Source organism: Nonomuraea sp. ATR24, from assembly GCF_041950485.1.
GTDB lineage: Bacteria > Actinomycetota > Actinomycetes > Streptosporangiales > Streptosporangiaceae > Nonomuraea > Nonomuraea ceibae.
The window spans coordinates 98,906-121,017 of the sequence record NZ_JBGNUU010000005.1; the positions used below are offsets into that span (position 1 = coordinate 98,906).

The following is a 22,112-nucleotide window of genomic DNA, read 5'->3' on the forward strand; positions in this document are numbered from 1 at the left end:
CTTCTGTAACTCCTTGCTCGCGCGGGGGAAATGGTCTAGACGTAGACCAAAAGAGCGTCCTCCGCGCCCCCCAGGGAGACCTCAGTGACCACAGAAGAGGATTCCAGGCGACTCGCCGAGCTCGGCTACAAACAGGAGCTGGCCCGGACCTGGAGCGGTTTCTCCAACTTCGCGATCTCCTTCTCCATCATCTCGATCCTCGCCGGCTGCTTCACGACCTTCGGACAGGCCTGGAACAACGGCGGCCCCATCGCCATCTCGTGGGGCTGGCCGCTGATCTCCCTGTTCATCCTGATCATCGGCTTCTGCATGGCCGAGCTGGTCTCCGCCTACCCGACGGCGGGCGGCATCTACTGGTGGGCCGCCAAGCTGGGCAAGCCGATCCACGGCTGGTTCACCGGCTGGCTCAACCTCATCGGCCTCATCGCCGTCACCGCGTCCGTCGACTACGGCTGCGCCACGTTCCTCAACATCACGCTCACCCGGCTGACCGGCGGCGCCTGGGAAGGCACGCTGCCGCAGGCGTTCCTGCTGTTCGTGATCATCCTGGTGCTGCACGCGCTGATCAACATCTACAGCCATCGACTGATCTCGCTGCTGCAGAACATCTCCGTCTGGTGGCACGTCGCCGGCGCCGCGGTCATCGTCGCCATCCTCGTCTTCGCCCCCGCCCAGCACCAGTCCGTCGGCTTCGTCTTCACCGAGACGATCAACAACTCCGGGTTCGGCGACGGCGACGGCGGCCTGCCCTTCTGGCTGTACGTGCTGCCGCTCGGCTTCCTGCTCACGCAGTACACGATCACCGGCTTCGACGCCTGCGCGCACGTGTCGGAGGAGACCCAGGGCGCCGCCAAGGCCGCCGCCCGCGGGCTCTGGCAGTCGATCTTCTACTCGGCGATCGGCGGCTGGATCCTGCTGCTGGCGTTCCTGTTCGCGGCCACCAACGTGGACGAGATCAACGCGCAGGGCGGCTTCGTCGGCGCGATCTTCACCACCGCGCTCTCCTCACCGCTGGCCACCGCGATCTTCGCGATCTCCACGATCGGCCAGTTCTTCTGCGGCATGAGCTGCGTGACCTCGATGTCGCGGATGACGTACGCCTTCTCTCGCGACGGCGCAGTGCCCGGCTGGCGGCTGTGGTCCAAGGTCGACCGCAACCGCACCCCGGTCAACGCCATCCTGGCCGGCTGCGCGGTGGCCGCCCTCATCACCCTGCCCGCCCTCTACGCGCCCGCCGGGCTCACCACGCCCGTCGCCTTCTACGCCGTCGTGTCGATCGCCGTCATCGGGCTCTACCTGGCGTTCCTCATCCCGATCTGGCTGCGGCTGCGGATGGGCGACCGCTTCGAGCCCGGGCCGTGGACGCTCGGGCGCCGCTACAAGGCGCTGTGCTGGATCGCCTGCGTCGAGATCGCCATCGTCTGCGTGTACTTCGTCATGCCGTTCTCGCCCGCCGGCGTGCCGGGCAACGCGGACTTCACCTGGACGTCGGTCAACTACGCGCCGATCGCCGTCGGGGTCGTGCTGGTCGGCATCGCGCTGTGGTGGGCGCTGTCGGCCCGGCACTGGTTCACCGGGCCTCGCCGCACCGTCGACGAGGTCCCGGCGGAATGACGTACGAGATGACGTACTGAGTGCGTGGTCAGGCCGCCTCGAAGGAGGCGGCCACGGCCGCGCGGACCTTGTCCATCGCGGTGTCGCCCAGCTCGCGCTTGAGCGAGGTCATGTCGACGTCCGGCATGCCGCAGGCGACCGCCCAGTCCCACGGCGTGAGGTCGCCGTCGACGTTGAGGGCGAAGCCGTGGCTGGTGACGCCGCGGCTCTGCCGCATGCCGATCGAGACGATCTTGCGGCCGGTCCGCGACGTCCACACGCCGGTGAGCAGCTCCGAGCCCGGCGGGGTGTCGCGGCGCTCGGCGGGCAGGCCGAGCGCGCCCAGCGCGTCGACGAGCCGCAGCTCGACCTCGCGCACGTAGTCGACGATGCCCTCGTCCTCCCCCAGCTTGACGACGAGGTAGCCGACGAGCTGCCCCGGGCCGTGGTAGGTGAGCTGCCCGCCGCGCCCGGTCTCGACGACCGGGATGCCGCGCGACGGGTCGGGCAGGTGCGCCGCCGGGGTGCGGCGGCCGACGGTGTAGACGGACGGATGGCTGAGCAGCCAGAGCGTGTCCGGCCGCTCGTCCCGTTGGCGCTCGCCGACGAGGTCGGCCATGCGCTCCATCGCCTTGTCGTAGTCGACGAGCTCGTCCTGGATGAGTGTCAGCGGCCTTGCCATGCTTCGAGCATAGGCGGGACTAGTACTTCTTCGGCTCCTCGGGGACGAGGATCCACATGATCGCGTAGACGACCCACATCGGCCCGGGGAAGAGCGAGAGGATCAGCCAGATGATGCGGACCAGGGTGGGCGGCAGGCCCATCTTGTCGGCGAGACCGCCGCAGACGCCGGCCAGGATCCTGTGCTCTCGTGAGCGGTACATCGTGTCCTCCGTGTGGTTACGTTCTGACTGGTCCAACGGACGACCGCGCGCCGCCTATCCCGTCAGGGCCCCTGAGAAAACCCTGTAAGGGTCAGCCACTCCCGGGCCAGCGCCAGATGTTCGCTGGTCAGGCCGCGTGCTGGAGGCACGTGGACGAGCAGGAAGTCGTCCAGACCCTGATGAGCCCTGAGATACTCCTCGTCCTCCTTGAAGACCTGGTCGTCGAACCAGACGAAGGGCCGCCTGCCCACGTAGTCCGCCACGTAACGGGTCTTGAACATCTCGCCGTGCCGGCTGCCCCGGTCGGGCCCCAGCGGGACCACCGGCAGCATCGGCAGCCCCAGCCGGGGCGCGATCCACTCGTTGGCGTGCCGCTCCCAGGTGGTCGCCCAGGCCAGCTCGGAGCCGGTGCGCAGGGCGAGCTCCATCAGCCGGGGCCCGTGCCTGGGGTTGAGGTGCACCGTGTAGAGGATGTCGCCGATCGTGCACCGGTAGCGCCGGAAGTCTGGCGTGGCGTGCCCGGTGGGGTTGAGCACGCCGTCGACGTCCAGGAGCAGCAGCGGTTTCACGTGGCGGCCCCGGCCCGGTGCTCCTGAGGGCTGATGCCGCGCACCCGTTTGAAGGCGGCGCTCAGCGCGAACGGGCTGCCGTAGCCGACCTTGCGCGCCACCGAGCCGACCGTCGCGTCAGGCTCGCGCAGCAGGTCGGCGGCCAGGGCGAGCCGCCAGTCGGTGAGGAAGGCCATCGGCGGCTCCCCCACCAGCTCGGTGAACCGCCGGGCCAGCGAGGCACGCGAGACGCCCACCTCGGCGGCCAGCGAGGCGACCGTCCAGGGGTGGGCCGGGTTGTTGTGCAGCATGCGCATCGCCCGGCCCACGATAGGGTCACCGCTCGCCCGATACCAGCCCGGCGCCTCGTGCTCGGCGAACCATGAGCGCAGCGTCGAGATCAGCAGCAGGTCGAGCAGCCGGTCGAGCACCGCCTCCTGGCCGGGCTCGTCCCTGACCACCTCGGCGCCGAGCAGCGGGATCAGCGGCTCCCCCGGCTGCACCAGCAGCGGCGGCAGCGCGTCCAGCAGCCGCCTGCTGATCTCCCCCTCCATGAGGTAGGTGCCGGTGATCATCACGGTGCCGCCGTCGGGGCTGTTGCCCCAGGTGCGCACGCCCAGGTCCATCGCCTGGTAGAGGGACTCGCCGTCCAGGGTGGTGCAGTGCTGGCCGGGGTGGATGACGATCTGCGGCTCGGTCTCCGGCCGGTCGGCGACCGTGTACGGGTCGGGCCCGCGGACGATCGCCACGTCGCCGGGCGCCAGGCTCACGAGCTCACCCCGTGACGGCACGATCCAGGCCGAGCCCCGTACCATCGCCACCAGCGTCAGCGGGGCCTCGTCCTGGATGCGGATCGACCACGGCGGGTCGAGGATCGAGCGGAGCAGGAAGGCGCCACGGGCCCGCGGGCCGTCGAGCAGCGCTGCCAGATGGTCCATGAGTTAGACGATCGCATATGCCAACGCGCTTCTCAACCATGGATAGTCTCACCACGGCCGGGCTTAATGGAGCCATGACAATCTTGGTTACGGGCGGCACCGGCAAGACCGGCCGCCGGATCGCAGACAAGCTGACCGCTCTCGGCCACACCGTCCGGGTCGGCTCCCGCTCGGGGACGCCGCCGTTCGACTGGACCGACCGTGACACCTGGGCGCCCGCCCTCGCGGGGGCGGACGCCGCCTACCTCGCCTACCAGCCCGACCTGATCGTGCCGGGCGCGCTGGACGACATCCGCGCCTTCACCGAGCTGGCCGTCCGGTCCGGCGTGCGGCGGCTGGTGCTGCTGTCCGGCCGCAACGAGCCCGAGGCGCAGGCGTGCGAGCGGGTCGTGCGCGAATCGGGTTTGGAGTGGACCGTCGTCACCTGCGGCTGGTTCATGCAGAACTTCACCGAGGGCTACCTGCTGGAGTCGGTGCTGGACGGCGCGATCGCGCTGCCGGCGCGCGAAGTGGCCGAGCCGTTCGTCGACGCCGACGACATCGCCGACGTCGCGGTGGCCGCGCTCGTCGAGGACGGCCACACCGGCAGGACGTACGAGCTGACCGGGCCGAGGCTGCTCACGTTCGCCGACGCGGCGGCCGAGCTGTCCAAGGCCACAGGAAGGGAGATCGCCTACATCCCGATCACGATGGAGCAGTACGCGGCCGGCGCCGCCGAGCACGGGGTCCCCGGCGACGTCGTCGCCATGCTGACCACGCTGTTCACCGAGGTGCTCGACGGGCGCAACGCCTACGTGGCCGACGGGGTGCGCGAGGCGCTGGGCCGGCCGGCGCGGGATTTCACCGACTTCGCCGCGGCCTGGGCTCAGTCCACGTCGTAGACGCCGGCCATCCACGCCCCCGGCCGGGCTCCCAGCTCGCCGGCGAGCTGGAGCGCGACGTCGTAGCGGACCAGCTCCCCGGCGACGTACCGGCCGTCGCACATGCCCTTGTCCTTCTCCGGCAGCGCGCAGCCGTCCAGCGCGGCCTCCGTGATCAGCGACGTCGGGGGGAACACCCACACCCGGACGGACTGCTTCCGGTCCGTCCAGTCACGCGGCAGCTCCCCCGCGCGGAACGTGTGGCGGGCCTTCCCGCCTGCGCACCAGCAGCATCCGCCTGCCCCGCCGTACGATCCTCGTCACGTCCACCGTCCTTCCAGGCACGTACGCCGTCAGCTCCGCGAGCAGGTCGCGCAGTTCGTCCTCGGTGTAGGTCATCGCCCCGCCCTCGTGAGCCGCACGGCCGGATGGACCCGCAGCCGCGTCAGGGCGCGGCCGAGCTGGGTCTTGACGGTGCCGAGCGAGCAGCCGAGCACCGCCGCGCACTGCGGCAGCGTCAGCCCCTCGAAGTAGTGCAGGACGACCACCGCCCGCTGCCGGTCCGACAGCCCGCGGATCGCCGCCCACAGCGCGTCCTTCTCCGTCACGTCGCGGGCGAGAGCCGTCTGCACCAGGTCCTCGGCCGTGGCCACAATCGGCCGACACCGTTCGTCATGAATTTTCGTGAACCGTCGGGTGAACATGGGCTGTCCTCCTCGCCGGGACGTTCCGCGGGGCCCTCCGGCGGTCCCCGTTTCCGCTAGCCTCACCTCGTTCACTCCGGTGTTTCCTGGGGAAGGTGCGCACGTGATCGGCTGGATGGAAGCAGTGGTGCTGGGGCTGCTGCAGGGGCTCACGGAGTTCCTGCCGATCTCCTCCAGCGCGCACATCCGCGTCGTCTCGGCGTTCCTCGGCTGGGACGACCCGGGGGCGGCGTTCACCGCCGTGATCCAGCTCGGCACCGAGGCGGCCGTGCTGATCTACTTCAGGAAAGAGCTCTGGGAGATCATCTCCACCTGGACGCGCTCGCTGTTCAAGCCCGAGCTGCGCGACCACTTCGCCGCCCGCATGGGCTGGTACGTCATCGTCGGCACCATCCCGATCGGCGTGCTCGGCCTGGTGCTGAAGGACCAGATCGAGGGCGCCTTCCGCGACCTGCGCCTGGTCGGCACCACGCTCATCGTCTTCGGCATCATCCTGTGGTTCGCCGACCGCACCGCACGCAACAAGCTCACGCTGGAGAAGCACCTCAACGTGACCCACGCGGTCGTCTACGGCTTCGCCCAGTCGCTGGCCCTCATCCCCGGCGTCTCCCGCTCCGGCGGCACGATCACGGCCGGCCTCCTGCTCGACTACCGGCGGGAGGCCGCGGCCAAATACTCCTTCCTGCTGGCCATCCCGGCCGTCCTGGCGTCGGGGCTGCTGGAGCTGGCCGAGATCGGCAACGGCGACGCGCCCGACTGGGGGCCGACGATCCTGGCCACGGTGATCTCGTTCATCGTCGGCTACGCGGCGGTGGCCTGGTTCCTGCGTTACATCAGCACCCACCGCTTCACCGGCTTCGTGATCTACCGCATCCTGCTCGGCGTCTTCGTCATCCTCGCGGTCAGCCTGGGCTGGATTCCGGCCCAAGGGTGATGACGTCCTCGCCGAAGACGACCCGGTAGACCCCCTCGCACACCTCCTCCGACATGCTGCCCACGACCTCGCCCAGGCCGGACGGCCACACCGTCCCCGCGTCCCAGACGACGCCGTGCAGCAGGTCCGGCGACATCAGCCGCAGGCCGGACAGATCCGCTCCCGACACGTCCAGGGCGGCCCCGGGCTCGGCCACGCCGGGCAGGTCGGCGGCGAGGTCGCCCGCGTCCGACAGGCCACGCGCGATCGCCACGATCAGCGTGCTCAGCGGCGGCCGTGCCACCAGGGCGCCGGGCGAGCCGCCCCCGCGTCGGGGATAGCAGGCGAGCGCGACCGCCACCGCGCGCGCCAACGCCACCGTGAGCGCCCGGAGCAGGTCGGGGGTCCGGCTGAGATCGCCCGACCTGGCGCTGTCCAGGGCGCGGTCGACGGCCTGCGTCAGCTCGTCGGCGCGCGTGTCGCGGAACGACGCGGCCAGGGCCCGGGCGTGCGCGTCCGCCCGCGTCAGGGACCTCTCGATCTCGCGCAGCCGCAGCCGCGCGTGGAAGAGCTCGGCGGCGGCCGGAGGCGGCGGCTGCACCGCCGGGCGGACCTCCAGCATGGAGTTGAGCAGGCCGCCGACATCCGTGTGCGCGCGCACGTACGCCAGCAGGTCGGCGTCGGCCTGTTCGAGCAGGTCGTCGAGCTCCTCGTCGGTCAGGGGGACGTCATCACGGTGATCGGTCATGGGACGCGGCCCCCTTCCGGGTCCGATACTCCGCGAGCCGGTACCTGAGCACGACCCGTGCCTTCTTGACCAGGTCCGCGGCCTGCTGCTCCGTCAGCCCCAGAGCGGCGGCGACGGCGGAGTTGGGCTGGTCGTCCATCCGGTACCGGATGGCCAGCCGCTGGTCCGGCGGCAGCTCCCGCAGGGCGGCCAGCACGTCCACGGCGGGGCCGATGAGGTCCGCCGGATCGTCGGCGCGCGCGGCCGTCTCCGGGACGTCGGCGACCGGGACCGTGCTCACCCGCCGGCGGCTCTCCCCCGGCGGGCGGCGCAGGCACCGGCCGGCGACCTTGAACATCCAGCCCAGCGGCTCCTGCACCCGCGCCCACGCCTCCGGCTCGCTGTTGATCAGCCGCCACGCCTGCGTGAACGCCTCCTGCGCGGCGTCCTGGCTGTCGGCGAGCGAGGCGCCGCCGCGCATCAGGAAGCGGATCACCCGGCTGTGCTCCCGGGCGGCGAAGTCGACGAAGTCGGCGCGCATGGCCTGCACCCGGGTGCTCATCGCCGTGGCCGGGGCGTCCCCTGGAACGGCCTGCGGCGGCCGGGGACGTCGTGGCGGCTCGATCACCGCGTCGCTGCCCGGCGGTCACGCGCCGGGCCTGGTGCTGTCGATGTCATGTCCGTTCGCCCTTTCTCGGTCCATGTCTCATGAGGTTCATGAGGTTCCGACATAGAAAGGTGGGCGAGAACGAGCATGATCGGGAAGTGCGCCGAAAGCGCCCGGCATGACAGAAGTCAGCCGCGTTGCTACAAATCAGCTCCGGTAGCGGAGGTTTCTGCACCCGCGCCGTTCAGGAAGCGGACTTCTGTGCCGTGAAGTCCGTTCGGGGGTAGCGGCTGGCCAGGCAGAAGACGACGGCGAACAGCACCCAGGCGGTGACGAAGGCCAGCGGATGGGCCCAGGCGTCGCCGATGAGGTCGGCCAGCATGGCGCGTCCCTCGAAGTAGGTCACCAGCCCGGCGATCGCCCCCGGGACGGCCCCCCACCAGCGCTTCCACCACACCTCGTGGACCAGGACCTCGTACCCGACCAGCATGATCGGGCCGAGGAGCAGCGGGCGCAGGCCGGCAGAGCCGGAGAGGAACGTCACCGCGAGGATGATCACGACGGCGCTTCCGCCGGTGAGGAGCACCATCAGCCCGAGCGGGGCGGGTTCGTCGCGTGGGTCGGTCTGCGGAGGGACGGGGGTATCAGACACCGGGACATTCTTCCCCATCACCCCACGGTCTGCGGCACGCTTTCACGTTCGGCGGCGGGCCTGTAGGTGGCCAGCGTGAACAGCACCGAGACGGCCCCGATCGCCGTGGCCAGCGCGATCACCCCGGCCCTGCCCCACCCGTCGAGCGCGAGGCCGCCGGCGACGCCCGCGACGACGAGGCCCGCGTACTGGGCCGAGGAGAGCAGGCCGAGCCCGACCGGCACGTTGCCCGGCAGGACGGAGACGATCCGGTACTGCTGCGCCGGGGCGATCAGCCAGCCGAGCGCGCCCCAGAGCAGCGCCCACAGCAGCCCGACCGGCAGCGCCAGGTTGGCGACCGGGATGAGCGCCAGGAACACCGTGGACGCGGCCAGCCCGATCAGCACCATGCGGCGCGGCCCGTACGCGTCGGTGAGCCGGCCGCCGACGTGGCTGCCCACGATCGCGCCGACGCCCCACGCCCACAGCACGGCCGGCAGCGGCAGGTCGATCAGCGACCCGATGTAGGTGTAGGCGGTGAACCCGGCGCCGAACATCAGCAACTGCGTCGTCAGCACCGCCAGCACCCGCCGGTCGGCCAGCGGCGCGAACCGCTCGGCCAGCCGGCCCGAGACGGCCGTCCGCACGTCGGGCACCAGCGCCGCCACCCCGGCGAACCCCAGCACGCCCAGCCCCGTCACCAGCCAGATCGTCGTCCGCCACCCGGACGCCGTGCCCAGCCAGGTGCCGAGCGGCACGCCGATCGCCGACGACACGCTCAGCCCGCCCAGCACCAGGGCCAGCGCCCGCCCCCGGTGCTCGGGCCTGGCCAGCGCGTTCGCCACGCCCGACGCGGTCGGCGTGAACATGGCGGCCCCCGCCGCCGCCAGTACCCGGGTCGCCATGAGGAGGGGGTAGGTCGGCGCGAGTGCCGTCAACGCGTTGCCGAGCACGAACACGCCCAGCGCGATCAGCAGCAGCTTCTTGCGGGGCAGCCGCGCAGTCACGGCGGCGAGCACGGGCGACAGCACCGCGTACGCCAGCGCGAACACGGTCATCAGCTGCCCGGCCGCCGCGGTGGAGACGTTCAGGTCGCCGGAGATGGGCGCGAGCAGGCCGGCGGTGACGAACATGCCGGTGCCGACGGCGAAGTTGCCGGCGGCCAACGGGTAAAGGGGACGATTCACTCCACACACGCTGAAGCATTGTTGGATAGTTGTCAAACAATAAAATTGGGTATCGTGTCGGGTATGCGCCTGCTTCCGCACCCTGCCACCGACGACATCCAGCTCACGGAGGTTCTGCGCGCGCTGTCCGACCCGATCCGGCTGGAGATCGTCGCCCGGCTGGCCACGTATGGCGAGATGACCTGCACCGTCGCGGGCGACTCGCTCGGCGTGCACAAGTCCACCGCCTCGCACCACTACCGCACCCTGCGCGAGGCCGGCCTCGTCCTCACCAAGCAGGAGGGCAGGCTCAAGTACATGAGCCTGCGGCGCGACGACCTGGAGGCCCGCTTCCCCGGCCTGCTCGACTCCGTCCTCCTCGCGACACCCGTGGGCGGGCATGCCTGACCTGCCCATCCACGACGTCCTGCCCGACCTGCTCGCCGCCCTCGACCGCGACGGCAGCGCCGTCCTGACCGCACCGCCCGGCACCGGCAAGACCACCGTCGTCCCGCTCGCCCTCGCCGCCACCGGGCTGCGCGTGCTCGTCGCCGAACCCCGCCGCCTCGCCGTACGCGCCGCCGCCCGGCGCATGGGCGTCAGCTACACCATCCGCGGCGAACGGCACACCGGCGCCAACCCCAAGGTCGAGGTCGTCACCACCGGCGTCCTGCTGCAACGCCTCCAACGCGACCCCGAACTGCCCGGCGTCGACGCGGTCATGCTGGACGAATGCCACGAACGCCACCTCGACGCCGACACGGCGCTGGCGTTCCTCCTCGACGTACGCGACACCCTCCGGCCCGAGCTGCGCCTCATCGCCACCTCCGCCACCGCCGACGCCGGCCAGTGGTCCCGCCTGCTCGGCGACGCCCCCGTCGTCCGCGCCACCGGCGCCACCCACCCCGTCGAGACCGTGTGGGCGCCACCGCCCCGCCCCGTCTCCCCGCCGCACGGGCTGCGCGTCGACCCCGCCCTGCTCGCCCACGTCGCCCAGACCGTACGCCGCGCGCTCGCCGAACGGGACGGCGACGTGCTGTGCTTCCTGCCCGGCGTCGGCGAGATCGGCCGGGTGGCCGCCATGCTGCCCGGCGTCGACGTGCTCCAGGTCCACGGCCAGGCCCCCGCCCGCGTCCAGGACGCCGTCCTGTCACCCGGCACGTCCCGGCGCGTCGTGCTGGCCACCTCCGTCGCCGAATCGAGCCTCACCGTGCCCGGCGTCCGCGTCGTCGTCGACTCCGGGCTGGCCCGCGAACCCCGCACCGACCACGCCCGCGGCCTCGGCTCCCTCACCACCGTCCGGGTGTCCAAGGCGTCCGCCGACCAGCGCGCCGGACGCGCCGGCCGGGAAGCCCCCGGGACCGTCTACCGGTGCTGGTCCGCCGCCGAGCACGAACGCCTAGCCGACCACCCACGGCCCGAGATCGCGCTCGCCGACCTCACCGCCTTCGCCCTCCAGGTCGCCTGCTGGGGCAGCACCGGCCTCGCCCTCCTCGACCCGCCGTCGCCCGCCGCCCTCGCCGCCGCCCTCCGCACCCTCGCCACCCTCGGCGCCGTCGACCCCGCCGGTCGCGTGACGGCCCACGGCCGCCGCATGGCCCTCGCCGGCGTCGAACCCCGCCTCGCCCGCGCCCTCCTCGACCTCGGCCCCGGCGCCGCCGAGGTGATCGCCCTGCTGTCCGAACCCCTCCCGCGCGACGCCTCCGACGACCTCGTCGAAGTCTGGCGCTCCGCCCGCCGAGGCAACGACCCCTTCACCACCCGCTGGCGCCAGGAAACCCGCCGCCTGACCGCCTCACGCCCACCCTCCACCCCCACCGAAGCACCCCCACCCCCCGGGACAGCCGGACGCCCTGCGGCGGGCTCCCGCCCGGGAACGGCCTCAGGGGCGGCGGCCCCTTCGGGCGGCGCGGCCGGCTCCTCCGGAGCGGCCTCCGGGGCTGCGGCGGCTCCGCCCTCCGAAACAGCCCCGACGTCCGGGACGGCCACCCCCTCCGAGGGGGCCCCGTCGTGCGGGACGGCCGCCCCCTCCGAAGCGGCCTCGCCCCCCGGGACGGCCGGGCGGGCTGCGGTGGGCTCTCGGCGTGGGGTGGCCGCTCGCGCCGGGGCGGGCCCCCGAGCTACGGCGGGAGCCGGTTCGTCCGGGGTGGAGTCCGTTGAGGCGGTGGCGGGGGTGGCGGTGGCGTTGGCGTTCCCTGAGCGGGTGGCGCGGCGCCGGGGCGGCGGGTATTTGATGGCGTCCGGCACGGAGGCGCAGCTCGGGGAGGGGTCGAGGCTGGCGAGCGCGCAGTGGCTGGCCATCGCCGTGGCGGACCGTCAGGCGGGGGCGGCGTCGGCGCGGATCCGGCAGGCGGTGGCGATCGACGAGGAGATCGCCCGTCAGGCGCATCCGGTGACGGTCGAGGAGGAGGTCGCCTGGAAGGTCCCGCCGGGCAGCCGTCGCGGGGACGTGTCGGCGCGGGTGGTCGAGCGGCTGGGCGCGATCGAGCTGTCGAGCGCCCCGCTGCCGGATGCCGACGTGCGTGACGCCCTCCTGCACGGCCTGCGTACGGAAGAGGTGCTGACGTGGACGAAGGCGGCGCGCGCGGTGCGGGACCGGCTGGCGTTCTGCCATCGGGCGGTGGGTGAGCCGTGGCCGCCGGTGGATCGGCTGGTGGAGCTGGCGGATCGGTGGCTGGAGCCGGAGTTGTCGAGGGCGCGGCGGCGGGCGGATCTGGAGCGGATCGACGTGGCGTCGGCGTTGCGCAGGCTGGTGCCGTGGAGTGAGCGGCTGGAGGTGACGGCGCCGGAGCGGGTGGAGGTGCCGTCGGGGTCGCTGGTGCGGCTGGACTATTCGGGTGAGCAGCCGGTGCTGGCGGTCAAGTTGCAGGAGTTGTTCGGCTGGGTGGAGACGCCGCGGATCGCGGGGGTGCCGTTGCTGGTGCATCTGCTGTCTCCGGCGGGGCGTCCGCTGGCGGTGACGGCGGATCTGGCGTCGTTCTGGCGGGACGGCTACCGTTCGGTGCGGGCCGAGATGCGCGGCCGTTATCCCAAGCATCCGTGGCCGGAGGACCCGTTCACGGCGACCCCGACGAAACGGACCAGATGATCGACCAGGCCGCCGCCCTGAACAATGCCGAGTGGTGTGACGCGCTGTGCCGCGCGCACGGGCTGCCGGGGGTGTTCTCCGAGACGGTGTGGACGAACCCGGTCCGGACGCCGATCTTCTACCCGGACGCGGTCACGCTGTCGCCGGAGGCGACGGCGGCCGAGGTGCTGGCGGGGATCGACGCGGGGCCTGGGGCGTCGGTGAAGGACAGTTTCGCGGCGCTGGATCTGGCGGCGGCGGGGTTCGGGGTGCTGTTCGAGGCGACCTGGATCCATCGGGCGGCCCCTGGTCCGGGTGACGTGCGGGGCTGGGCGGTGGTGCGCGAGAAGGACGAGCTGGCGGCCTGGGCCGAGGCGTGTTTCGACGGCGAGCAGCCGGGGCTGTTCCCGGGCGGGCTGCTCGGCGAGGAGGACGTGGCGATCCTGCGCGGCGAGGAGGGCGGGGCGGTGCTCAACCTGTCGCGGCGGGCCTCGGTGGTGGGGGTGTCGAACGTGTGGGGCGAGGCCGCCTGGCCCGGGGTGGTCGCGATGGCGGCGGCGCTGTTCCCGGGCCTGCCGCTGGTCGGGTACGAGCCGGACCCGGCTCCGGCGGTGGCGCACGGCTTCGTCCCGGCGGGGCCGCTACGCGTCTGGCTGAAGCGCTGATCCGACGCCGATGTCCTTGAAGCCGCTGGACGTGGCGACGCAGACCACGGGCCCGTCGAACTCCTGGCGCAGCTTGCGGTAGCCGGCCAGCCCGGCGGCGCCTGACAGTTCCTGCCAGAGCCCTTGGCGGGCCAGGTCGCGCTGGGCGGCGCGGAGTTCGTCGTCGGTGACGGCCAGCGCGCCGCCGCCGCTGTCGGTGACGGCGCGGACGCCCCGGTGCCCGCCGACGGTGCAGGCGATCCCGTACGCGTCGGTGGGGGTGATGTCGACGACGGCGGCGGGCGCGCCGGTGGCGAGGGCGCGGGCGTTGGGCCCGCCGGCGGCCGGTTCGCAGGAGAACATGCGGGGCGCGGCGGGGACGACGCCGAGCCGTAGGAGCTCGGCGAACCCTTTCCACACCCCGTACAGCAGCTCGCCGTAGCCGGTGGGGGTGAACACGGCGGCCGGTGCGCGCCCGAGCTGGGCGTGGAGCTCGTAGGCGATCGTCTTGTAGCCCTCGGCGCCGTAGGGGTGCCCGGTGTGGGTGACGGTCTGGTTGCTGACGGGGTGGTAGCCGAGCCGGTCGACGATGTCGCGCAGCATGGGCCAGCGCTGTTCGACGGGCACGGTGTGCACGGTGGCCCCGTACGCGCGGACGAAGGACTGGACGGCGGGCGGCGAGTCGGCGGAGGCGAGGACGATCGCGGGGAGTCCGGCGCGGGCGGCGTAGGCGGCAGCGGCGGCGCCGTGGTTGCCGGAGGAGGCGACGACGACGCCGGGCGCGTTCTCGGCGAGTGCGGCGCTGACGGCGACGCGGTTGAGGCGGTCCTTGTGCGACCAGGTGGGGTTGCGGGACTCGTCCTTGACGTGGACGCCGCAGAGTTCCAGGAGCGGGGTGCCGCCTTCGCCGAGGGTGGGCGCGAGCAGCGGCGGGAGCAGCGGCTGCCAGCGGGCGATGTCGGGCAGGGCGGGCTGGTCGAACAGGTCGCCGGGCACGCGGGCGTAGTCGTAGTCGACCTCGACGGGGTAGGCCAGCTCGGCGGTGCTGGTGCGGGGGCAGCCGCGGGTGAGCGGCGGGCGGAGCGGATAGCCGATGGTCGGGTCGCCGAGGGAGCGCTGGCCGGTCGCCAGGGATCGCACGTTCACGCCACGAGACTAGATGAGCTATCGTAGTGATATCACTTCGATAGCAAGGGGTCGCGATGGAACGACGTGCTTTCCGCATCAACGGTTTCGTGGTGCTGCTCGCTCTGCTGCTGCTCGGCGGCATCGTGGCGGCCGTCTGGCTGCCGGGCGGCCCGGAGTCGCTGCTCGCCCCGGGCATCGGCTGGCTCGTGCTGGCGGCGCTGCTCTCCACCGGCTTCACGGTGGTCAACCCGAACGAGTCCAAGGTCGTGCAGTTCCTCGGGCGCTATGTCGGGTCGGTGTCGGAGGCCGGGTTCCAGTGGGTGCTGCCGTTCACCACCAAGCGCATGGTCACGCTGCGGGTGCGTAACTTCGAGACGACCAAGCTCAAGGTCAACGACGCCGACGGCAACCCGGTCGAGATCGCCGCCGTGGTCGTCTACCGGGCGGTCGACACGGCCAAGGCGGTGTTCGCCGTCGACGACTACGAGGAGTACGTGGCCATCCAGTCCGAGGCCGCCGTGCGCCACCTGGCCACCAGCCACCCGTACGACTCGCACCTGCCCGAGCGCACCAGCCTGCGCGACGGCGCGGAGGTGGCCACCGAGCTCACCGCCGAGCTGCGCGACCGCACCGAGCTGGCCGGGATCGAGGTTCTGGAAGCCCGTATCACCCACCTCGCCTACGCGCCCGAGATCGCCCAGGCGATGCTGGTCCGCCAGCAGGCCGGTCAGGTGGTCGCGGCCCGCACCCGGATCGTCGAGGGCGCGGTCGGCATGGTCCAGCTCGCGCTCGACCGGCTCGCCGCCGAGGGGGTCGTCGACCTCGACGAGGAGCGCAAGGCGCAGATGGTGTCCAACCTCCTGGTCGTGCTGTGCGGCGACCGGGCGACGCAGCCGGTGGTGAACGCCGGCAGCCTGTATGCCTGAGCGCAAGAAGCTCCTGCTGCGCCTGGATCCGGCCGTCTACGACGCGATAGCCAAGTGGGCGGCCGACGATCTCCGCAGCGTCAACGCGCAGATCGAGTACGCGTTGCGGCTCGCTCTCAAACAGGCGAGCAGGGAGCCGAAGTCTCGCAACGAAGAGTAGAAACCGCCACACTCTAGAACATGTTGTGGGCAGGCAGATCCGCCATCGAGATCGCGGCGGCCGTACGACAGGGCGAGGTCGCGGCCACCGCGGTCGTCGAGGAGCACCTCGCGGTGATCGCGGAGCGGGATCCGCGGGTGGGCGCGTTTCGGCGGGTGCGCGAGCAGGCGGTGGCGGAGGCGCGGGCCGTCCAGGAGCGGCGCGACCTGTCGGAGCTGCCCCTGGCCGGGGTGCCGGTGGCGGTCAAGGACAACGTGGAGGTCGCGGGCGAGGCCACCCGCCTGGGCTCGGCGGTGACCGCCGACTCCCCCGCCGCCGCGGACCACGAGGCCGTGGCCCGGCTGCGCGCGGCCGGCGCGGTGGTGATCGGCCTGACGAACCTGCCCGAGCTGGCCCTGGTGGCCTTCGGCGACAGCGCGTACGGCACGGTCCGCAATCCCTGGGACCGCTCGCGCACGGCGGGCGGGTCGTCGTCGGGGAGCGCGGCGGCGGTCGCGGCGGGGATGGCGCCGATCGCGCTCGGCAACGACGGCATGGGCTCGCTGCGCATCCCGGGGGCGTGCTGCGGCGTGCTGGCGCTCAAGCCGGGCGCCGGGCTGGTCCCGGGGCCCACGGACGACTGGCGCGGCCTGTCGGCGAACGGCCCGATCGCCGTGCACGCCGCCGACCTGGCGCTGACGCTGTCGGTGCTGGCCGGGGACCCGTCGCTGGCCGAGTCGTGGCGCAGCGGCCGTCGGGCCGAGCCGCGCCGCCCGATGCTGCGCTCGGTGTGGGCGGGCGACGACGGCGTGTGGGAGCCGCCACCGCCGCACGACAGCCCGGAGCCGTTCGACCTGCGGGTGGCGTACGCGCCCCAGCCGCTGCCCGCCGGGCTGCCGGTGGACCGCGAGTTCCGGGCCGCGGTGCGCGGGGCCGCCGAGACGCTGCGGGTGGCTGGGCACACGATCGTCGAACGCGACCGCCGCCTGCCCGCCTGGCTGGGCCCGGCCACGGTCGCCACCTGGCTCTGCCGCGCCGCCGACACCGTGCGGGCCGTCGCCGCCACGGCGGCCGACCGGCGGCGGCTGGAGCGCCGCACCCGGGCGCTGGCCCGCGCCGGCCGGGTGCTGGCCAGGCTCGGCCTGGACGGCCGCCGCGGCCGCGACCGCTGGGCCGGCTACGGCGCCGACCGCTGGTTCGGCGACGCCGACGTGCTGGTCATGCCGGCCCTCGCCGCGATCCCGCCGCGCGCCGACCGCTGGGGCAGGCGCGGACTGGTCCGCAACGTGCTGGCCAACGTCGGGTACGCGCCCGCGACCGGCCCGTGGAACATGTGCGGCTGGCCCGCCATGACCGTGCCCGTCGCCACCCACTCCAGCGGCCTGCCGATCGGGGTCCAGCTCGTCGCCCCGCCGGGCGGCGAACCGCACCTGCTCGGCCTGGCCGCCCAGCTCCAGGCGGCCCATCCGCCGATCCGCCCGCCCGGCCTGTCCTGATGACGCCAGGCCGGCCCGACGAGCGTCAGACGCCCAGCGGGTGCCAGACGGTCTTCGTCTCCAGGAAACGGGTCATCCGCCCCAGCCCCGGGTCACCGCGCCAGTCCTCGGCCCGGGGGCGCAGGACGCGCTTGAGGTTCTCCGCCGCCTCCTGCTCGCAGCGCAACGCCAGCTCCGACTCGGCCACGCCGGTCAGGTCCAGGCCGTTGACGTCCATGTGCGCGGCCAGCCAGGGCGCGATCTCCGCCTGGTGCCCGGTGAGGATGTTGACCACCCCGCCCGGCAGGTCGGACGTGGCCAGCACCTCGGCCAGCGTGATCGCAGGCAGCGGCGCAGGCTCGGAGGCGACGATCACGCACGTGTTGCCGGTCACGATGACCGGCGCCACCACCGACACCAGCCCGAGCAGCGGGTCGGCGGGCGCGACGACCGCGACCACCCCGGTGGGCTCCGGCGACGACAGGTTGAAGTACGGGCCCGCGACCGGGTTGGCGGTGCCGTGCACCGAGCTGATCTTGTCCGACCACCCGGCGTACCAGACGAGCCGGTCCACGGCCGCGTCGACGGTCTCCAGCGCGGCCTTCCGCCCGCCGCCGAGCTCGTCGGCGAACTGTGCGCGGCGGCCCTCCAGCATCTCGGCGATCCGGTAGAGGATCTGGCCCCGGTTGTAGGCGGTGGCCCCCGACCAGCCGGGGAACGCCTTGCGGGCGGCCGACACCGCGTCCCTGGCGTCCTTGCGTGACGCGCGCGAGGCGTTGGCGAGGAAGTCGCCCTTGGGCGAGGTCACGGGATAGGACCTCCCACTCTCCGAGCGCGGGAACGCCCCGCCGATGAACAGCTTGTAGGTCTTGCGGACGGCCAACCTACTCATCGCCGCGCCCCCTCCACATGATCTCCTGGGACATCTCGACCGGCACGAACACCTGGCCGCACCGGCTCACGCCGCAGCGGTGGGCGTACCAGCCGGTGCGCACGGGACGCCCGGCGCGGGCGAAGGCATGGCCGCGGGTCGCCAGGGCACGGCGGGCCCTGCGGCGGCGGCTCCGGTGCTCACACGTCAAGGTAGGCCTCCAGCCCGAGCAGGCCGCCCTCGCGCCCGTAGCCCGACTCCTTGTAGCCGCCGAACGGCGAGGTCGGGTCGAACCGGTTGAAGGTGTTGGCCCACACCACTCCCGCGCGGAGCCGGTCGGCCATCCACAGGATGCGCGACCCCTTCTCCGTCCAGATGCCGGCGGACAGGCCGTACGGGGTGTTGTTGGCCTTCTCGACGGCCTCGGCCGGAGTCCGGAAGGTGAGCACGGACAGGACCGGGCCGAAGATCTCCTCGCGCGCGATCCGGTGGGACTGCGCGACGCCGGTGAACAGCGTCGGCGGGAACCAGAAGCCCTTGTCGGGCAGCTCGCACGCGGGCGACCAGCGCTCGGCGCCCTCGGACTCGCCCAGGTCGGACAGGCGGCGGATCTTGGCGAGCTGGTCGGCGGAGTTGATCGCGCCGATGTCGGTGTTCTTGTCGAGCGGGTCGCCCAGCCGCAGCGTGCCGAGCCTGCGCTTGAGCGCGGCCAGGAGCTCCTCCTGGATCGACTCCTGGACGAGCAGCCGCGAGCCCGCGCAGCACACGTGGCCCTGGTTGAAGAAGATGCCGTTGACGATGCCCTCGACGGCCTGGTCGAGCGCGGCGTCGTCGAAGACGATGTTGGCGGCCTTGCCGCCCAGCTCCAGCGTGAGCTTCTTGCCGGTGCCGGCGACGGACCTGGCGATGAGCCGGCCGACCTCGGTGGAGCCGGTGAAGGCGACCTTGGCGACGTCGGGGTGGGAGACGACGGCGGAGCCGGTCTCGCCCGCGCCGGTGACGATGTTGACGACGCCGGGCGGCAGCTCGGCCTGCCGGCAGATCTCCGCGAACAGCAGCGCGGTCAGCGGCGTCGTCTCGGCCGGCTTGAGCACGACCGTGTTGCCGCACGCCAGCGCGGGCGCGATCTTCCAGGCGAGCATGAGCAGCGGGAAGTTCCACGGGATGACCTGCCCGGCCACGCCCAGCGGCCGGGGGTCGGGGCCGAACCCGGCGTAGCCGAGCTTGTCGGCCCAGCCCGCGTAGTAGAAGAAGTGCGCCGCCACCAGCGGCAGGTCCACGTCGCGTGACTCGCGGATCGGCTTGCCGTTGTCGAGGGATTCCAGCACGGCCAGCTCTCTGGCGCGCTCCTGGACGATGCGGGCGATGCGGAACAGGTATTTGGCGCGCTCGGAGCCGGGCAGCGCGCTCCAGCCGTCGAACGCCTTGCGCGCGGCCCGCACCGCGCGGTCGACGTCGTCGGCGGAGGCCGTGGCGACCTCCGCCAGCTTCTCCTCCGTGGCCGGGTTGACCGTCTTGAAGGACGGCCCTGAACCGTCCACGAACTCGCCGTCGATGAACAGCCCGTAGGAGGACTTGAGATCGACGATGTCGCGCGACTCGGGCGCCGGGGCGTAGTCGAACACCGGCCTCTCGGGCACCGTCCGTTTCGGCGTTGCCATCATCGATCCAGAGTGAAGTATCGGAGCATCACAACTGCCAGCGTAGACGGTCATATGCACTGCTCCGAGGGGCCCGGCGCGGGGCCCCTCGGAGGTGCTCAGCGGACGGTCACCGTCACCCGTGCCTCGACCGGCGCCTCACCTGGCACGCGGACCGAGAGCGTGCCCGTGTAGGTCCCCGGCTCGTCGAAGGCGCGGGCCGAGGTCGCGGTGAACGCGGCGTTGATCCGCATGTCGGGGATGCTGGCCTCGCGGGTGGTCGTCAGCGTGACGTCCTCCTGCCGCCCGTCGCTCCACACGACGCCCGCCTTCAGGTCGGCGGCGGCGCGGCCGGGGGCGGTGACGGTCCAGGTCGCGCCGGACGGCTGCCCGGCGGCGACGGTCACCGGCTCGGCCAGCGCCTCCGTCCGCCAGGCCACGTCGGCCGTGGGGAAGAAGTTCGTCCCCTGGACGGTGAGCCTGCCGCCGGCCTTGGACAGGCGGGTGCGGAAGTCGGTGTAGTCGCGCTGCGCCTGCGGCGTCCAGCCGGCCTCGGCCGTGGCGATCAGCCGGGGGAAGCTGTAGTACTGCGCCTGGCCGACGCGGCGGATGAACTCGCCCCACAGCGCCGTCTCCACGCCCAGCACGCTGCTCTCCTGGATGCCGGGGATGTAGGCGCCCGGGTCCCAGTTGTAGTGCCGGTCCAGGCCGCACGCGCCGCCGCACGCCCAGGTGCCGCCCTGCGGCTGGCGAAGGTCCTGCTTCTGCGGCACGTACGTGTGCGGCGCCGGTGACAGGACGACCTTGGCGCCCCGGCCGTTGACGGCGTTCGCCACGGCCTGGCGGTTGCCGTTCCAGAACTGGACGACGGCGTTGTCCTGCGGCAGCGCGGTGCCGGCGTACTCGTTCCAGCCGGCGACGGTCTTGCCGAGCGCCGCGACCTCCTTGGTGAACGCGTCGACCATCCTGGTGTAGTCGGCGTGGCTGGTGACGTGCGCCTCGTCGCCGCCGATGTGCAGGTAGGGGCCGGGGGTCAGCTCGGCGATCTCGGTGAGCACGTGCTTGACGAACTCGTACGTGACCGGGCTGTCCGCGTCGAAGGAGGAGTAGCCGACCGCGCCCGTGCCGTTGTGCGGGACGGTGGTCTGGCCGGGCTGGAGCTGGGGCCGCGCGCCCGGGGTGTTGAGCTGCGGGATGGAGTGCAGGGCGGCGTTCGTGTGGCCGGGCATGTCGATCTCGGGGATGACGGTCATGCCGTTCTCGGCCGCGTAGCGGATGATCTCGGTGTAGTCGGCCTTGGTGTAGAAGCCGGTGATGCCGGGCTCGGTGCCCCGGTCGGTCATCGCGGTGGCGCCGCTGACCCCGGTGAGCAGGCCGTAGTCGATGCCGGACGGGTTGTCCGCCGGCTGGTCCACGGCGATGCGCCAGCCCTGGTCGTCGGTCAGGTGCAGGTGCAGCCGGTTGACCTTGAACTGGGCGGCGGCGTCGATGTAGGTCTTGACCTCGCTGACCGGGTAGAAGCTGCGGGCGACGTCGAGCATCATGCCGCGGTGCGCGAAGCGCGGGTGGTCGGTGATCGTCACCGCGGGGATCGTCCAGGCCGCGGCGACGGGGGTGTCCGATTCGATCCACTGCGGCAGGAGCTGGCGCAGGGTCTGGACGCCGTTGAGCGCGCCGGCGGCCGTCGAGGCGCGCAGCGTGACCTGCCGGGGCGTGACGGTGAGCGTGTAGCCCTCGGCCTCGTGGCCCTGCGGGCCCTTGCCGTCGCCGACCTCGACGAGGATGGGCGCGGGGCCCCGGCCGTTGCGGACGACGGGCAGCCGGTAGCCGGTGGCCGGGCGCAGCGCGCGGGCCAGATACTCGGCGGGGGCCTGGGCGGCGGCGCCGGAGGCGAGCACGCGGGTGTTCCGGTGCAGCGCGAACGGCTCGCCGCCGGTCTCCTCGACGGACACCGGCTTGGGCAGCAGGCCGAGCGTGGGCGCGGGCGGAGCGGGCGGCGCGTCCCAGATCTCGAACTCGGAGATCGAGTACCCGTAGGCCGACCAGCGCTGGCGTCCCTGCATGCGCACGTACGCGACCGGCTCGGCGGAGCGCACCTCGATGACGTCGGTCCGCGGGCAGGTGTCGCGCCGCACCGAGACCACGTCGGTCCACGACGCGCCGTCCGCGGAGGTCTGCAGCACGAAGTCGCGGGCGCAGGCGTTGGGCCAGGTCAGCTTGACGTGGTCGACGGTGGCCGGCTGGGCGAGCTTGATCTGGACCCAGTTGTCGTCCTGGTACTTCGACGACCAGCGGGTGGCGGTGTCGCCGTCGTTGACGTGCGCGGCCGCGAAGTCGGCGCGGTCGAGCTCGACGCTGGAGGCGGAGGCGGCGCCCGCGAGGGCCAGGTTGACGGGGGCGGCCTGGGCGGCGGCCTGGGCGGGGGCCGCGAGCAGCGTGGCCGCGAGCGCGGCTGTCAGCGCCGCCGCGAGGCGGCGGCGGGGACGGGTGAGGGGCATGAGGCTCCTTTCGGTAGCCCAGAGTGTGAGCCGCCTCACCCAATTACGTCAAGACTCTCCACATTAATAGGCGATCTCGCCCAAGCCGGGACCTTCGGTCCGGGCATATGGGCACATATTTAGTCCGAAGATTTGCACTTAATGCGGGCGGGA

25 protein-coding genes are annotated in these 22,112 nt (G+C 72.6%); 9 read left to right on the forward strand and 16 right to left on the reverse strand.

Features of this window, described 5'->3' with window-relative positions; all coding sequences use genetic code 11:
- The first annotated feature begins 84 nt into the window (after positions 1-84).
- Positions 85-1,614 (forward strand): amino acid permease, encoded by a 1,530-nt coding sequence (locus ACBI99_RS14605; protein WP_219511784.1) that lies wholly within the window; start codon positions 85-87, stop codon positions 1,612-1,614.
- 28 nt (positions 1,615-1,642) lie between these two features.
- On the opposite strand, the gene lipB is transcribed toward ACBI99_RS14605, so the two are convergent.
- The 4 genes from lipB to ACBI99_RS14625 all read right to left on the reverse strand — a co-directional run bounded on the left by lipB (position 1,643) and on the right by ACBI99_RS14625 (position 3,963).
- Positions 1,643-2,275: a lipoyl(octanoyl) transferase LipB gene (gene lipB, locus ACBI99_RS14610; RefSeq protein ID WP_219511782.1), complete on the reverse strand. Its 633-nt coding sequence runs from the start codon at positions 2,273-2,275 to the stop codon at positions 1,643-1,645.
- A gap of 19 nt (positions 2,276-2,294) precedes the next feature.
- Positions 2,295-2,477, reverse strand: coding sequence for a PspC domain-containing protein (locus tag ACBI99_RS14615; RefSeq protein WP_049565582.1), 183 nt, complete (start codon positions 2,475-2,477; stop codon positions 2,295-2,297).
- Positions 2,478-2,539: 62 nt separating this feature from the next.
- Complete coding sequence (locus tag ACBI99_RS14620) at positions 2,540-3,046, reverse strand: HAD domain-containing protein (RefSeq protein ID WP_308126084.1); 507 nt, start codon at positions 3,044-3,046, stop codon at positions 2,540-2,542.
- A complete protein-coding gene (locus ACBI99_RS14625; protein WP_219511781.1) occupies positions 3,043-3,963 on the reverse strand; it encodes an AraC family transcriptional regulator in 921 nt (306 codons plus the stop codon). The genes ACBI99_RS14620 and ACBI99_RS14625 overlap by 4 nt, the downstream gene beginning before the upstream one ends.
- Before the next feature lie 74 nt (positions 3,964-4,037).
- Here ACBI99_RS14625 and ACBI99_RS14630 point away from each other — a divergent pair, with 74 nt between their 5' ends.
- Positions 4,038-4,844 (forward strand): NAD(P)H-binding protein, encoded by an 807-nt coding sequence (locus ACBI99_RS14630; protein WP_219511779.1) that lies wholly within the window; start codon positions 4,038-4,040, stop codon positions 4,842-4,844.
- Here the strand turns inward: ACBI99_RS14630 and ACBI99_RS14635 are convergent.
- The 3 genes from ACBI99_RS14635 to ACBI99_RS14645 are packed head-to-tail and all read right to left on the reverse strand — an operon-like array spanning position 4,829 to position 5,476.
- Complete coding sequence (locus ACBI99_RS14635) at positions 4,829-5,026, reverse strand: hypothetical protein (protein ID WP_375072489.1); 198 nt, start codon at positions 5,024-5,026, stop codon at positions 4,829-4,831. The two genes, ACBI99_RS14630 and ACBI99_RS14635, sit on opposite strands and share 16 nt — an antisense overlap.
- Positions 5,027-5,054: 28 nt before the next feature.
- On the reverse strand, positions 5,055-5,222 hold the full coding sequence (locus ACBI99_RS14640) for a hypothetical protein (protein WP_219511776.1): 168 nt from the start codon (positions 5,220-5,222) through the stop codon (positions 5,055-5,057).
- Positions 5,219-5,476 carry a sigma-70 family RNA polymerase sigma factor gene (locus tag ACBI99_RS14645; RefSeq protein WP_308126083.1) on the reverse strand — a complete coding sequence of 86 codons (258 nt, stop codon included), beginning with the start codon at positions 5,474-5,476 and terminating at the stop codon, positions 5,219-5,221. The genes ACBI99_RS14640 and ACBI99_RS14645 overlap by 4 nt, the downstream gene beginning before the upstream one ends.
- Positions 5,477-5,630: 154 nt before the next feature.
- On the opposite strand from ACBI99_RS14645, the gene ACBI99_RS14650 reads away from it, so the two are divergent.
- Positions 5,631-6,461 (forward strand): undecaprenyl-diphosphate phosphatase, encoded by an 831-nt coding sequence (locus ACBI99_RS14650; protein ID WP_308126082.1) that lies wholly within the window; start codon positions 5,631-5,633, stop codon positions 6,459-6,461.
- On the opposite strand, the gene ACBI99_RS14655 is transcribed toward ACBI99_RS14650, so the two are convergent.
- From ACBI99_RS14655 to ACBI99_RS14670, 4 genes are all read right to left on the reverse strand, one after another.
- On the reverse strand, positions 6,430-7,188 hold the full coding sequence (locus ACBI99_RS14655) for a hypothetical protein (RefSeq protein ID WP_375072490.1): 759 nt from the start codon (positions 7,186-7,188) through the stop codon (positions 6,430-6,432). The two genes, ACBI99_RS14650 and ACBI99_RS14655, sit on opposite strands and share 32 nt — an antisense overlap.
- Positions 7,172-7,795, reverse strand: coding sequence for a sigma-70 family RNA polymerase sigma factor (locus ACBI99_RS14660; RefSeq protein ID WP_357584487.1), 624 nt, complete (start codon positions 7,793-7,795; stop codon positions 7,172-7,174). The genes ACBI99_RS14655 and ACBI99_RS14660 overlap by 17 nt, the downstream gene beginning before the upstream one ends.
- A 223-nt stretch (positions 7,796-8,018) precedes the next feature.
- Positions 8,019-8,426 (reverse strand): hypothetical protein, encoded by a 408-nt coding sequence (locus ACBI99_RS14665; protein WP_219511766.1) that lies wholly within the window; start codon positions 8,424-8,426, stop codon positions 8,019-8,021.
- 17 nt (positions 8,427-8,443) lie between these two features.
- Entirely contained in the window at positions 8,444-9,592 is a 1,149-nt protein-coding gene (locus ACBI99_RS14670) for an MFS transporter (protein ID WP_375072491.1), read from the reverse strand.
- Between the two features lie 63 nt (positions 9,593-9,655).
- Between ACBI99_RS14670 and ACBI99_RS14675 the strand changes: the two genes are divergently transcribed.
- From ACBI99_RS14675 to ACBI99_RS14685, 3 genes are read left to right on the forward strand one after another with little or no spacing between them, the layout of a single operon-like run.
- A complete protein-coding gene (locus ACBI99_RS14675; protein ID WP_219511761.1) occupies positions 9,656-9,979 on the forward strand; it encodes a helix-turn-helix transcriptional regulator in 324 nt (107 codons plus the stop codon).
- Positions 9,972-12,659, forward strand: coding sequence for an ATP-dependent RNA helicase (locus ACBI99_RS14680; RefSeq protein WP_375072492.1), 2,688 nt, complete (start codon positions 9,972-9,974; stop codon positions 12,657-12,659). Before ACBI99_RS14675 ends, ACBI99_RS14680 begins: the two co-directional genes overlap by 8 nt.
- Entirely contained in the window at positions 12,656-13,303 is a 648-nt protein-coding gene (locus ACBI99_RS14685) for a hypothetical protein (protein WP_219511757.1), read from the forward strand. Before ACBI99_RS14680 ends, ACBI99_RS14685 begins: the two co-directional genes overlap by 4 nt.
- Here the strand turns inward: ACBI99_RS14685 and ACBI99_RS14690 are convergent.
- Positions 13,280-14,428, reverse strand: coding sequence for a pyridoxal-phosphate dependent enzyme (locus ACBI99_RS14690; protein ID WP_357584494.1), 1,149 nt, complete (start codon positions 14,426-14,428; stop codon positions 13,280-13,282). The genes ACBI99_RS14685 and ACBI99_RS14690 overlap by 24 nt on opposite strands.
- Positions 14,429-14,484: 56 nt before the next feature.
- On the opposite strand from ACBI99_RS14690, the gene ACBI99_RS14695 reads away from it, so the two are divergent.
- From ACBI99_RS14695 to ACBI99_RS14705, 3 genes are read left to right on the forward strand one after another with little or no spacing between them, the layout of a single operon-like run.
- On the forward strand, positions 14,485-15,336 hold the full coding sequence (locus ACBI99_RS14695) for an SPFH domain-containing protein (protein WP_219511755.1): 852 nt from the start codon (positions 14,485-14,487) through the stop codon (positions 15,334-15,336).
- Positions 15,329-15,496, forward strand: coding sequence for a hypothetical protein (locus ACBI99_RS14700; RefSeq protein WP_197093811.1), 168 nt, complete (start codon positions 15,329-15,331; stop codon positions 15,494-15,496). Before ACBI99_RS14695 ends, ACBI99_RS14700 begins: the two co-directional genes overlap by 8 nt.
- 20 nt (positions 15,497-15,516) lie before the next feature.
- Positions 15,517-16,971 (forward strand): amidase, encoded by a 1,455-nt coding sequence (locus ACBI99_RS14705; RefSeq protein WP_375072493.1) that lies wholly within the window; start codon positions 15,517-15,519, stop codon positions 16,969-16,971.
- Between the two features lie 25 nt (positions 16,972-16,996).
- On the opposite strand, the gene ACBI99_RS14710 is transcribed toward ACBI99_RS14705, so the two are convergent.
- From ACBI99_RS14710 to ACBI99_RS14725, 4 genes are all read right to left on the reverse strand, one after another.
- The gene (locus ACBI99_RS14710) at positions 16,997-17,842 is read right to left on the reverse strand and encodes an aldehyde dehydrogenase family protein (RefSeq protein WP_375072494.1); all 846 of its coding nucleotides are present in this window, start codon (positions 17,840-17,842) and stop codon (positions 16,997-16,999) included.
- Positions 17,835-18,032, reverse strand: coding sequence for a hypothetical protein (locus ACBI99_RS14715; protein WP_219514479.1), 198 nt, complete (start codon positions 18,030-18,032; stop codon positions 17,835-17,837). The genes ACBI99_RS14710 and ACBI99_RS14715 overlap by 8 nt, the downstream gene beginning before the upstream one ends.
- Positions 18,022-19,482 carry an aldehyde dehydrogenase family protein gene (locus ACBI99_RS14720; RefSeq protein ID WP_219514487.1) on the reverse strand — a complete coding sequence of 487 codons (1,461 nt, stop codon included), beginning with the start codon at positions 19,480-19,482 and terminating at the stop codon, positions 18,022-18,024. The genes ACBI99_RS14715 and ACBI99_RS14720 overlap by 11 nt, the downstream gene beginning before the upstream one ends.
- Positions 19,483-19,580: 98 nt before the next feature.
- On the reverse strand, positions 19,581-21,959 hold the full coding sequence (locus ACBI99_RS14725; RefSeq protein WP_375072495.1) for a family 20 glycosylhydrolase: 2,379 nt from the start codon (positions 21,957-21,959) through the stop codon (positions 19,581-19,583).
- Between the last annotated feature and the right edge of the window lie 153 nt (positions 21,960-22,112).

Excerpts from the sequence above, each read along its gene's own strand:
- ACBI99_RS14710 (WP_375072494.1), bottom strand. The coding sequence starts at position 17,842 with ATGAGTAGGTTGGCCGTCCGCAAGACCTACAAGCTGTTCATCGGCGGG.
- ACBI99_RS14625 (WP_219511781.1), bottom strand. The coding sequence starts at position 3,963 with ATGGACCATCTGGCAGCGCTGCTCGACGGCCCGCGGGCCCGTGGCGCC.
- ACBI99_RS14725 (WP_375072495.1), bottom strand. The coding sequence starts at position 21,959 with ATGCCCCTCACCCGTCCCCGCCGCCGCCTCGCGGCGGCGCTGACAGCC.
- ACBI99_RS14680 (WP_375072492.1), top strand. The coding sequence starts at position 9,972 with ATGCCTGACCTGCCCATCCACGACGTCCTGCCCGACCTGCTCGCCGCC.
- ACBI99_RS14695 (WP_219511755.1), top strand. The coding sequence starts at position 14,485 with ATGGAACGACGTGCTTTCCGCATCAACGGTTTCGTGGTGCTGCTCGCT.
- ACBI99_RS14700 (WP_197093811.1), top strand. The coding sequence starts at position 15,329 with ATGCCTGAGCGCAAGAAGCTCCTGCTGCGCCTGGATCCGGCCGTCTAC.
- ACBI99_RS14630 (WP_219511779.1), top strand. The coding sequence starts at position 4,038 with ATGACAATCTTGGTTACGGGCGGCACCGGCAAGACCGGCCGCCGGATC.
- lipB (WP_219511782.1), bottom strand. The coding sequence starts at position 2,275 with ATGGCAAGGCCGCTGACACTCATCCAGGACGAGCTCGTCGACTACGAC.
- ACBI99_RS14675 (WP_219511761.1), top strand. The coding sequence starts at position 9,656 with ATGCGCCTGCTTCCGCACCCTGCCACCGACGACATCCAGCTCACGGAG.
- ACBI99_RS14640 (WP_219511776.1), bottom strand. The coding sequence starts at position 5,222 with ATGACCTACACCGAGGACGAACTGCGCGACCTGCTCGCGGAGCTGACG.
- ACBI99_RS14685 (WP_219511757.1), top strand. The coding sequence starts at position 12,656 with ATGATCGACCAGGCCGCCGCCCTGAACAATGCCGAGTGGTGTGACGCG.
- ACBI99_RS14705 (WP_375072493.1), top strand. The coding sequence starts at position 15,517 with ATGTTGTGGGCAGGCAGATCCGCCATCGAGATCGCGGCGGCCGTACGA.
- ACBI99_RS14720 (WP_219514487.1), bottom strand. The coding sequence starts at position 19,482 with ATGGCAACGCCGAAACGGACGGTGCCCGAGAGGCCGGTGTTCGACTAC.
- ACBI99_RS14615 (WP_049565582.1), bottom strand. The coding sequence starts at position 2,477 with ATGTACCGCTCACGAGAGCACAGGATCCTGGCCGGCGTCTGCGGCGGT.
- ACBI99_RS14655 (WP_375072490.1), bottom strand. The coding sequence starts at position 7,188 with ATGACCGATCACCGTGATGACGTCCCCCTGACCGACGAGGAGCTCGAC.